The organism is Nitrosomonas sp. (assembly GCF_021731985.1).
Taxonomy (GTDB): Bacteria; Pseudomonadota; Gammaproteobacteria; order Burkholderiales; family Nitrosomonadaceae; genus Nitrosomonas.
On record NZ_JAKFWH010000066.1, the window covers coordinates 1 to 11,574 of the forward strand.

General features: G+C 47.6%; 10 protein-coding genes. 7 read left to right on the forward strand and 3 right to left on the reverse strand.

All coding sequences use genetic code 11. The annotated features are described in order from the left end of the window. Nucleotides 1-83 precede the first annotated feature (83 nt). The 3 genes from QZ942_RS10060 (at nt 84) to QZ942_RS10070 (ending at nt 3,384) form a co-directional block, all read left to right on the forward strand. Nucleotides 84-1,424, forward strand: coding sequence for a dockerin type I domain-containing protein (locus QZ942_RS10060; RefSeq protein ID WP_292995187.1), 1,341 nt, complete (start codon nt 84-86; stop codon nt 1,422-1,424). Nucleotides 1,425-1,521: 97 nt separating this feature from the next. Next, a complete protein-coding gene (locus QZ942_RS10065; protein WP_292995189.1) occupies nt 1,522-2,301 on the forward strand; it encodes a hypothetical protein in 780 nt (259 codons plus the stop codon). 378 nt (nt 2,302-2,679) lie between these two features. After that, nucleotides 2,680-3,384: an MIP/aquaporin family protein gene (locus QZ942_RS10070; RefSeq protein WP_292995191.1), complete on the forward strand. Its 705-nt coding sequence runs from the start codon at nt 2,680-2,682 to the stop codon at nt 3,382-3,384. 134 nt (nt 3,385-3,518) lie between these two features. Here the strand turns inward: QZ942_RS10070 and hrpA are convergent, their stop codons facing one another. The 3 genes from hrpA to QZ942_RS14110 are packed head-to-tail and all read right to left on the reverse strand — an operon-like array spanning nt 3,519 to nt 8,334. Beyond that, on the reverse strand, nt 3,519-7,283 hold the full coding sequence (hrpA, locus tag QZ942_RS10075; RefSeq protein WP_292995193.1) for an ATP-dependent RNA helicase HrpA: 3,765 nt from the start codon (nt 7,281-7,283) through the stop codon (nt 3,519-3,521). 53 nt (nt 7,284-7,336) lie between these two features. Further along, nucleotides 7,337-7,933, reverse strand: coding sequence for an integron integrase (locus QZ942_RS14105; protein ID WP_366836363.1), 597 nt, complete (start codon nt 7,931-7,933; stop codon nt 7,337-7,339). Then, on the reverse strand, nt 7,924-8,334 hold the full coding sequence (locus QZ942_RS14110; protein ID WP_366836366.1) for a phage integrase N-terminal SAM-like domain-containing protein: 411 nt from the start codon (nt 8,332-8,334) through the stop codon (nt 7,924-7,926). Before QZ942_RS14110 ends, QZ942_RS14105 begins: the two co-directional genes overlap by 10 nt. Before the next feature lie 153 nt (nt 8,335-8,487). Between QZ942_RS14110 and QZ942_RS10085 the strand changes: the two genes are divergently transcribed. The 4 genes from QZ942_RS10085 (at nt 8,488) to dcm (ending at nt 11,340) form a co-directional block, all read left to right on the forward strand. Beyond that, nucleotides 8,488-9,198: a hypothetical protein gene (locus QZ942_RS10085; protein ID WP_292995195.1), complete on the forward strand. Its 711-nt coding sequence runs from the start codon at nt 8,488-8,490 to the stop codon at nt 9,196-9,198. Between the two features lie 12 nt (nt 9,199-9,210). Continuing rightward, nucleotides 9,211-9,402: a hypothetical protein gene (locus QZ942_RS10090; protein WP_292995197.1), complete on the forward strand. Its 192-nt coding sequence runs from the start codon at nt 9,211-9,213 to the stop codon at nt 9,400-9,402. 124 nt (nt 9,403-9,526) lie between these two features. Beyond that, the gene (locus QZ942_RS10095) at nt 9,527-10,174 is read left to right on the forward strand and encodes an Eco29kI family restriction endonuclease (protein ID WP_292995199.1); all 648 of its coding nucleotides are present in this window, start codon (nt 9,527-9,529) and stop codon (nt 10,172-10,174) included. Beyond that, a complete protein-coding gene (gene dcm / locus QZ942_RS10100; protein ID WP_292995201.1) occupies nt 10,171-11,340 on the forward strand; it encodes a DNA cytosine methyltransferase in 1,170 nt (389 codons plus the stop codon). Before QZ942_RS10095 ends, dcm begins: the two co-directional genes overlap by 4 nt. The last annotated feature ends 234 nt before the right edge of the window (nt 11,341-11,574 follow it).

Sequence of the window (11,574 nt, forward strand, 5' to 3'; positions counted from 1 at the left end):
TTCGGGTTGCGCGCCTCCTTTTAGTCAATCTGCTTAATGACAAGACCACGGCAAGAATTGCATAGAATGAAAATCAAACTTACATGACCAACCGTATCCGATTTTATTTGCTGATTGTTGCGCTGTTATCGAATCAGGCAGCTGTCGCCCAGCACCTGGATGTCGAAGTCTGGGGAGAAGGCAATGCAGTATTTGCCGGATATTGCCGCACGCCCGGCGTTGTCGGGTGCGACTTAGGCAAACTGGCACAAACGCTTGAACTACCCGCCGGAGCCTTACCTAAAGAATCTACAACAGGAAAGCTTATCTTTCTGGCCAATTTTAGAGATCTTCCTGGGGGGGATTTCCGAACCAAGAATCCGGGGTTTCAATCGATTCAAAATGCGTTGTTACCCAACGAACTGATAGGCTATCGCGCACTTGGGGCGCTGAAATATTGGGATCCGGCGTTATCTTCGTGGGGGAATTCGCCTCACGGTATCCAAATTACCCTGTTCGGCGGACTCGAAGCCAGTGCCGAGGTACTCAACGATTTCTCGAAATGTGTTGGGCAATTACTATGTTTTAGTGACGGTAGCTTTGGCATTGACGGCAGTACCATTTTCTCTGCTAAGGGCATTCTGGGCAATCCCGAATTAGTGGTCGATATTACCAACAATAATGGCATCTTACACACCCATCTGAGTTTTTTTCTGGAAAATCAACAGGGCGAAATAGGTGGACCCGCAGGCGCCTATTTGGTTGAAATGCAACTTATTTCCAATGCACGTTTCTTTCCTTCAGAACCATTCCTGATTTTGTTTAATGCCGGCTTGGATGAGACAGCGCTTGCTGCAGCCTTAATAGCGCTCGCTGGCAAACCATCGGACACTGATCCGGATCCGCCACGACCAATAATCCCTGTGTCAATTCCCGGCGATGTGGATTTAGACAGCGACGTGGATCGAATCGATGTGGCATTGATTCTATTGGCTGCCCAAAACAATGAACCGGTTAACCCCGGTAATGCAATGCTTGACGTCAATCGCGACGGTGTCATTGATCGTACCGATGCGTCTCTGGCTAAAGACTTATGCACACTACGATTGTGCAATATCCCGATTATAGCGCCCGCCACTGTATTGAATGTGGCAGCGGTCTACGACCAGAATACCGGCATATTGAATCTGAACGATATCCAGGCAAGCAATCAACATTATCGCGCGCAATTGCAGCTACAAGATGAAAACATATTTGTGCTCAATACGGTTCAAATCGACAAACCCCGCTACGCCATACCCGTTCGTTATGACATTGAAAGCGAAATCCTGGAAATCCCTTCAGTCTATACACACGGAAAGAATTTTAAAGCAACCTTGCGCAATATCGGAGACGATAAATTCCGCTTGGAGCACTTAGAAGAAATTGGCGGGGGTTTTGAATAACAGTAATTATCCAAGGAGGACAATGGCATTCATTATCTTAATTGAAGCAAGCAGAAATTATAAAACAGTAACTTAAATCAACTCATGAGGCCTTATCATGCTAAAGAAAATTATTAACCTGACTATGACGTTCGTTCTTAGCTTATTTTCCATATCTGCTATTGCGCAAGCACACTCGCATGAAGGCGACATCCAGCCCTGGAAAATCGGTGCGGAAATATTTGTTAACAGTAATTTGTTCGAACCGGATTTTGGAGACATCGGCGGAGGACTCTACACTACGGATGAACCTGGCTTTGATGTCAATATCGCAAAAGGAGCATTCACCCCTGGGAATTGGTTGCGTTTTCAACCCGTCGGTCAACTGCAATTTTGGAGTGGCACTGAATGGAGCACGACGGCGCCAAACGGAGAACGAATTGAAATTACCGATGCGCTTGGCAATGCTATTTCGTATCGAACCGACGGTGTCAGTAATACACCCGCGGTGATCGGTGAAATTGGCAGCGATGGGGGAATGCACGAACACTTGGAAATGTCTATTTTTGATGCATCGAATGCGTTAGGCGGCAGTGTCGGCGCCTATCGCATTCAACTCAAATTATTCGAGACTAAAGCGAATAGCGATACTTCTGTTTCTATCGCTACATCCCCGATTACAATAGTTTTTAATCGTGGTCTTGAACACGATAAATTTGAACTGGCAGTTTCAGCAGCGGCAGATCTTAACGAAAACTCTGTTTTTGTGGCTGAAACTGGAACATTAGACATCCAGCAGGTAAAGGCATTGGGAACGTACTATAAAGTAAAACTCAGACACGTCGGTGATAACAAATTCGAGTTGATTGAAGCGGAAGAAATCTCCGGAATTAAATAATAAATCGCTTATCTATTTTATACCAACGCAGTTATTGGCGAAGATCGCACTGGAAATCGCGTTGATGATAAAGGCACATTAGATCTAACTGGTCATCGGAAAACCTACGCTAGACAGCTAATGCAAGGCATAAACAGGCGAAAAGTGCAGTTTGCGCATAATAAATGGGCATTCTGCGCCTGTTTTTAACCCCGCGTCGGCAACGCAGATAGTTATTCAGCAGACTGCTAAATATATCTCTCGTAATTTTTGTGTGATAATCATTGCGCCTTCCAGAATTGTCAGAAAGATTTTCTACAACAAAACCAATAAATCAAACTTTCTTACGCATCTAGAAGCAGGCTCTCCGAAGTTCAACTTAATAATAAGGTGATAACTATGACTCCTTTTCTTGGTGAATTAATAGGTACTTTTATTCTAGTTTTATTGGGTAATGGTGTCGTTGCCAACGTCGTGCTGAATAAATCCAAAGGCAATAATGCCGGATGGCTGACCATCGCAGCCGGTTGGGGCATTGCGCTTTTCGTGGCGGTTTATGCCGTGGCCGCTTCCAGTGGCGCGCATCTGAACCCTGCGGTAAGTATCGGCCTCGCTGCTGCGGGTAAATTTGCATGGGATTTGGTACCGATTTATGCGCTGGGACAAATGCTGGGCGCGATGCTGGGTGCATTGATTGTCTGGATCACCTATCGCCAGCACTTTGACGCAACGACCGATCCGGATATGCAACTCGCGGCATTTTGCACCGGGCCGGCGATCCGAAGCCCGTTCAATAACATCATTACGGAAGCGGTCGGCACATTCATGCTGGTGTTTGGCGTGATGATGATGGCTGCGCCGCAGGAAAGCCTGGGCACATTGAATGCTTTACCGGCTGCTCTGCTACTGTTTGGTATCGGCCTGTCCCTCGGCGGACCCACTGGCTTCGCGGTTAATCCCGCACGTGACCTCGGGCCGCGCATTATGCATGCGATTCTCCCAATGACCAATAAACGCGATAGTGATTGGGGTTACGCCTATGTACCAATAGTGGGCGGCATTATCGGCGGATTGATTGCTGCGGTGGTTTATTCGGCACTGTAAAGATTTGTCAAATTATTAAAGGGCCTCTGAATAGCTGTCATTTCGAGTATAACGAGAAATCTATCGCGAAGATTCCATAAGATTCCTCATTGCATTCGGAATGACAAATACGGGTGATTCGGAGGCCCTTAAAGTTATACCCGCACACTCTCCCACAATTTCTGCAGTCGCTTACTCGACACCGGGTACGGCGTTTTCAATTCCTGCGCGAAAAGCGATATGCGCAATTCTTCGATCTGCCAGCGAAATTCATTGAGATTCTGATCAATCAATCCGATTTTCTGATGCTTCTCCCGTCGCTGCACATATTGTTGCCAGAGTGCGGCCACTTCCCTGCTATTTCGTTCGTCGCGTTCCAGGTTGGTGGATAGTTTTTCCAGGCGCAATGCCATGCCTTTCACATAACGCGGAAACTGCTGCAATCTTTTCCACGAGGTATGGCAGAGAAATCCGGGATAAATCAGATTGTCGAGCTGTTCAATGAGCTCAGCTTTTACGGTGTTGTTGCGAAGCGCTGCTAATCGTCCCATCAGGACTTGATACTCACTGCCTATTTGTTGCAGCAAACTGGCGAGAGCGGCCGCGGCTTCCGGCAAACGGCCTTTAGCGCGTTGGTTGTGTGCTACAAATTCGGATTCACTGCGCGGCAATGGATCATCACCCAGCAACGCACGATCAATGATGGCATTCAGCATATCTTGCTTCAGCTCGCCCGGATTCATCCGGGTCGATAATTGCAAGCTGGCCTGTTTGAGTCCCGGTAAATTCTTATCCAACTGTTTGAGCTGTTCTTTCAGTGCCAAGCACAATAATCGTCTTACACCCAAGCGCATCATTGTATCCGACGCTTCTTGCGTATCAAATAACCGGATGGCGACACTGTCCGTTTGTTCGATCAGTGCCGGGTAACCGGTCAGTTGCTGACCATTGCGTTTAAACGCCACTTCCGCCGGTAAATCGCCAAAATCCCACTGCGTGATGGCATCACGCTCAATACTGATTTTTTCGTTTCCGGCATCGCGTTTTACAAATGTCATTTGTGCGGCTTTGCCGAGCTGCATTTGCAATTCGGCGAGATTGCGGCTCATGGCCAGATCTTGCCCTGCATCATCCTTCACTTGAATATTCATCAACAGATGCGCGGGCATGTCTTTGTCTTGCCAGGTTTCCGCAGGAACCGGCATATTGGTTTTTCTGATAATAAATTTCTCTAAAGCATCCCGCAGTGAACCCTTTTGCAAAGTGTTCGCCGTTCCCTGCAGAAATTCAGTGACGGATTCCGGCAATGGGACCAGGTTGCGGCGAATCTGCTTGGGTAAGGCTTTTAAATACCAGGTCACTTTTTCACGAATCAAACCGGGAACCAGATAATCCAGTTGATTGGCATCCAATCGGTTGAGCAAAGGCAACGGCACAGAAACGGTTACGCCGTCGAGCATATGCGTGGGTTCAAAGCGGTAAGTGAGTGGTAAAACGCTGCCATCAAGCAATGTCATGCTTTCTGGAAATTGAACTTCCGTGACATGACCGGCCTGATGGCGCATCAGCAATTCGCGTTTCAGATAAAGCAACTGGGAATCTTGTTGTTCAGCCTGTTTCCGCCATTTTTCAAATCCCGCGCCGTTGGTTATTTTTTCCGGGATAATGGCATTGTAAAAAGCAAAAATTTCTTGCTCGTCAACCAGCACATCCTGCCGCCGCGCTTTATGCTCCAGCTCCTCGATTTCATGAATCAGTTCTTGATTGTGCGTGAAGAAAGGCGCTTGCGTGACGTACTCTCCGGCAACCAGCGCCGAGCGGATAAAAATCTCGCGGGATTCTTTGGGATTGATCGGGCCGTAGTGGATCGGCCGTTTGGTAACAATGATTAAGCCGTACAACGTGACGCGCTCATACGCGACCACTTGCGCCTGTTTCTTTTCCCAATGCGGATCAAAATGGTGTTTCTTGCATAAATTCCCCGCAATTCTTTCCAGCCAGGCCGGATCAATCCTCGCAACACAACGCGCATACAGCTTACTGGTTTCCACCAATTCCGCAGCGACGACCCATTTGGCTTTGCCTTTTTTGAGCACTGAGCCGGGGAAAATCGCGAACTTGATACCACGGGCCCCCAGATATTCGCCTTCCTTCTCAGTTTTAAACCCGATATTCCCGAGCAATCCGGCCAACAAAGCGCGATGAATCTCATCATAACCGGCGGGTACTTCGTTGGGTTTTAAACCGAGTTCACTGACCAGCACGTGCAATTGGCCATGAATTTCGCGCCACTCCCGCAAGCGCCGGTAAGATAAGAAGTGCTCCCGGCATTGGTCGATCAGTTTGCGGGTTGATTTCTTATGCTTCAATAATTCATCAAAGAAATCCCATAGCTTCAGGTAAGACAGAAAATCCGAGCGCTCATCCTGAAACCGGCGATGGGCATTATCGGCAGCCATCTGTTGATCAAATGGCCGGTCACGCGGATCTTGCAAGCTTAACGCAGCCGTAATGATCAGTATTTCGTGCAGGCAATTTTCATTTTTTGCCGCCAATATCATGCGGGCAATTTTGGGATCAATCGGAAATTTGGCCAGACGCCAGCCAATCGCCGTGAGTTGCCGGTCGTCATCAACGGCGCCCAGCTCTGCCAGCAATTGATAGCCATCGGTGATCATCCGCGGCGATGGCGGCTCCAGAAACGGAAAATCTTCCACATCGCCGATGTTGAGCGATTTCATACGTAAAATGACGGTTGCCAGCGAAGAGCGCAGAATCTCCGGATCAGTAAATTCGGCGCGCCCCTGAAAATCCACTTCTGCATACAGGCGAATACAAACCCCGTTGGCTATCCGGCCGCAACGCCCTGCCCTTTGATTCGCCGATGCGCGCGAGATTTTTTCCACCAGCAACTGCTCGACCTTGTTGCGGTAACTGTAGCGGTTAACACGCGCCCATCCGGTATCAATCACATAGTGAATACCCGGAACGGTCAACGACGTTTCGGCAACATTGGTAGCCAATACAATACGGCGGGTATCGCCGGGTTGGAATACCCGCTCCTGCTCGGCAAAGGATAAGCGCGCAAACAGCGGCAATATCTCCACGCCGGAAATGCCTGTTCGAAGGCGATCAAAATGATGCTTGCGCAGTGTCTCGGCGGTCTCCCGGATTTCGCGCTCGCCGGGCAAAAAAACCAGAATATCGCCTGAACCCAGCGTGATCAATTCATCAACCGCATTGAGGATGGCTTGCTGCATATCGCCCTCCTCCTCATCATCGACAACCGGCGGATGATAAAAAATTTCAACCGGATATAGCCTGCCGGTCACTTCAATCACCGGTGCATTGTTGAAATGCCGGGAAAAGCGCTGCGCGTCGATGGTGGCAGAAGTGACAATCAGTTTGAGATCAGGCCGCTTCGGCAATAACTGGCTGATGTAACCGAGTAAGAAATCGATATTCAAACTGCGCTCGTGCGCCTCATCGATAATCAATGTATCGTAGGCCTGCAGCAGCGGATCGCCCTGCGTCTCAGCGAGCAGAATGCCGTCCGTCATCAGTTTAATATAGGAATCCGCGCTAATTTTGTCCGCAAACCGCACTTTATAACCGACCGCTTGACCCAGTGGACTATTCAGCTCAACAGAAATACGCGCGGCCACAGTGCGCGCGGCAATGCGGCGCGGTTGCGTATGCCCGATCAATCCGTGCACACCGCGCTTGAGTTCCAGGCAGATTTTAGGGATTTGCGTGGTTTTACCCGAGCCCGTCTCGCCGGATACGATTACGACCTGATGGCGATCAATGGTACGTTTTATTTCTTCCCAGCGAAGATTGACCGGCAAATCTTCCGCATACGTTGGGCAGGGAAGATGAGCAAGACGCCTTGTGATGTCATCGGGAGAGAATTTTTTCATAGGAATGCTGCAGAATCAGATCGTTTGTTACTAAAAACCATCTCAAATGATCTTCACAAATTATCCAGCGGACTGATAACGCCCCTGCCGCCTTTATTCAAAACATGCGTATAAATCATCGTTGTTGAAACATCGCTATGCCCCAGTAGCCCCTGCACCGTGCGGATATCGTAGCCAGCTTGCAAAATATGCGTGGCGAAGCTGTGGCGTAGCGTATGAGGCGATGTTGGCTTTACAATACCGGCCGTCAATGCCGCCTTCTTGACATAGCGTTGCACTTGTTTTTCGTCAACATGATGACGGCGCTCAACTTGGCTACGTGGATCAATCGAATATTTTCTGGCGGCAAATATATATTGCCAACCCCATTCCCGAGGTGCATTGGGATATTTCACCGCCAGCGCATCCGGCAACCAGACACCCGCCTTACCTGCCCGAATATCCTCATCGTGCCACTCGCGGCGTATTGCAAGCTGACGTTGCATCGCCTCCAGTAAACTGCCGGGCAACATCGTTATCCGATCCTTACCACCCTTGCCATCACGCACAATAATCTCTTGGCGCGTGAATTCCACATCCTTAACACGTAATCGAACCGCTTCCATCAGTCGCATGCCGGTGCCATACAAAAGCCTGACGATCAGACCCACCGGTTCCGGTGCGGAGGATGATTCACACGCAGCAATGCCTGAACTTCCAACGGTGTCAACACGACTGGCAAACGCTTGGGCTTTTTGGATCGCTCAAAACCGTCCAACCAAGGCAAATCCAGCGCCAACACATCGCGGTACAGAAACAGAATAGCCGATAATGCCTGATTCTGAGTAGAACTGGATACATGACGATCATTGGCCAAATAAGTCAAGAACCTTTCCACTTCAACTGCGCCCATATCAGCCGGATGACGCTTGCCATTAAACACAATATAGTGTTTAATCCATGAAATATAGGTCTTTTCCGTACTTATACTGTAATGCTTGAAACGAATTTTTTCCCGTACTTGATCCAGTAATTTTTTAGCAGGCGATGATGTCGTATTTTCCTGAGTCAGCGGCTATTTATTAAAATATAAATCAATAGTATCATGATGATAATTACCAACAGACAAGATTATACGACATTATCCGATAGATTATCGGACAAAATGTCTTATACATTACGTTAGGCCAATTTTCCATAGACTCACTTACAAAGGAGAAAACAAGTGAAGAAACTCTCGATAATCTTGTTACTTGCCAGCTTGCTTTCTGGTTGTAGCAGTCTCTTATCTCAAAAGACTGCGGAATTAGCACCCTCAAGAGAAACACAAGGCAAGGGGGAAACACTCACCATCCCCGCGCAACTTAGAACCATTACGAATAAAAACAATATTGGCAGTTTTGTTAGCTGTGCCGAACCAGGGCCGGATGTTGCTATGTCTGATACTTTTAAGCTTATTACCGGTATTACATCGGACACATCGTCGAGCGTTAATAGTGGAACCGGCTCAACGGCAAGTGCAGGCAACAAGGCATCATTGAATAACGATCTTCAAACAAGCACTACAGCGCTTGAATTAGCAGGGAGAACCCAAATAGTCTTGCTGGCCAGAGAGTTTCTCTACCGTACATGTGAGGCTGCGTCCAATGGCTGGATAGACGGTACAAAGGTTGGAGTTGCACATACAGAGATTATTAAGCAGATAACTGGTCTCATCGAAACAGACAAGAAAAAGGCCGAGACATCCGCTGCGATTGCGGTCGCCATAGCAACTGGCAAGCTTGACACCAAAATCATGGGGAACACATCTACCGCCTTTGGTGAAGCGATAAGGAATGCATGTGTAAAGACATTTGAGGACTGTATTGCCAAGCCAGGAATAGATGAAAAAAACAGAACAGCATGTAGATCGACCTTTAATGATTGCCTTAAGTGAGGGGGAAAAATCATGAGCACTTTCAGAAACGGTGTCATAGCTATGTTGGGCAAAGAGGTGTACTTCCTTTTGTCAGAAAAACCGACAAAAGCGACAATATCAAAGATCAACGATGATCTGGTTATTCTGAAGTTAGCAGATGGAGGGGGCGGGTACACTGAAATCGCCATCCATATTGATAATCTGGTTTTAGTTACAGCCTAACCCGGCATTCGAGCGGGACTCGCCAGAAGCGGGCGAGCCCCTCAATTTTACGTTGGGCGTCAGCTTCGGCAAAACAGTCCCGCCATGAGAAAATCTACCTCCCTGTTTCTGGAAATAGCGCCGTATGAAACCGCAAGCATTTGATCGAAGTGAGCATGTTTATAGAAACGATGCCTTTTCCGAACTGGTCAAAGATGCGGTCAGGTTCTTTAATGGCACGCCTGTCCACACGCTTCCTCCGCCAGTACCTTTTCTTGGAACAGGGGTGTACGCGCTCTACTACACAGGGAGTAATTCTCTGTACAAACGATACGCCGAGCTAAACCGCCTTTCATACGACTATCCCATCTACGTTGGTAAAGCCGTTCCAAAAGGATGGCGGCAAGCTCGCTCATCAGACAGCGCACTAAATCAGTCTCGCGAACTCATCGGTCGCCTGCGAGAGCATGGAAAGAACATTTCCCTTGGTGCCGAACTGTCGCTTGAGGACTTCATGTGCCGCTTCGTTATTTTTGAAGAGGAAGGCTCAGACATGATCAGCACAATTGAAGCCGCCCTTATCAAACTAAACAAGCCGCTCTGGAATACTGCCGTTGATGGATTTGGCAATCACGACCCAGGAAGTGGTAGATACGAACAAGCCAAATCAGATTGGGATGTTATTCACGAAGGTCGGACTTGGGCAAATAAATGCAATGGAAAACATGCCGAGAAAAATACAATAATTTCTAATATTCGTCTTCACCTCAAGAAGCTGGGGGTGACGCAATGAGGACCCTTGAGATTTTTTCAGGTGCAGGCGGCCTAGCAAAAGGCTTGGAGTTATCTGGTTTTGAGCACACAGCCTTTGTTGAGTTTAATAAGCATGCGTGCGAATCACTCTCTGAGAATTTCGACCCTACGCGAGTATTCTTTGGCGACATAAAAGATTTTGATTTAGACAGCCTTGAAGATATTGACATTGTTGCAGGAGGCCCGCCATGCCAACCATTTTCACTGGGCGGCAAGCACAAAGCCGATCAGGACAGCCGAGACATGTTCCCATATGCCATACGCGCTATCGAAAAACTAGCACCTAAAGCATTTGTATTTGAAAACGTAAAAGGATTGTTACGCCAAACCTTTTCGGAGTATTTTGAATACATAATACTTAGATTAAGTTATCCAGATTTTATGGCATGCAATACCGCCAACTGGAAAAGCCACCTCGATGAACTTCGCAATATTGGCAGGCTTTCATATGCAGGGAAGAAGTACAACGTTCAGTTCAAACTGATAAATGCCGCAGATTATGGCGTACCGCAAACACGAGAGCGTGTTGTGATTGTTGGGACAAGAGCAGACATCTCATTACCTTGGTTATTCCCAATAGAAACACACTCAGAAGATAGGCTTCTCTGGGACATGTACGTAACTGGTGAATACTGGGATCGCCATAAAGTACCTAAACTATTGCAATCTAATTTAGACGCACCACTGAGAGAAAGAATATCTCGACTAAAAGACAAATACGGAATGTTTGAGCCAGAATTATTGCCATGGCAAACCATGCGGGATGCTTTATTTGATATGCCAGACCCAAAATCAGATCATGGAATAATCGACCACATATTTCGAGATGGTGCGCGTACATATCCAGGGCATACAGGTAGCGATTTTGATTGGCCGTCGAAAACAATCAAAGCTGGTGGTCACGGGGTTCCAGGTGGTGAAAACATGATCCGCTTCAATGATGGAAGCGTTCGATACCTAACGACCTTTGAAGCAAAACGAATTCAAACTTTCCCCGATGATTTCGTCATCAAAGGTGCGTGGGGTGAAGCTATGCGTCAAATTGGGAACGCAGTTCCTGTATTACTGGCAGAAAAAATAGGCTTCAAGTTAGCGAGGCAATTAAAAACGCCCAACCCGGCAGTCCACTCGGACGCTGCGCGATAAAGCCGCGCAGCGCCGGTGACTTCTACGTTAGGCGTCACCTTGCTTAAAGGGAAATCTATGATGCCCATAACCGGAGGATGCTTTTGCGGCGCTATTAGCTACAGGATCAGAAGTGTCCGGAGATTTAATTGAATAGATTCAGTTGGTTATTATTGTTCGACATGGTTATTTGCACATCGGTATTTTTAACCAATTGATCGATAGGTATTTTTTCGAAAAGAGTTAGGCTTAAAA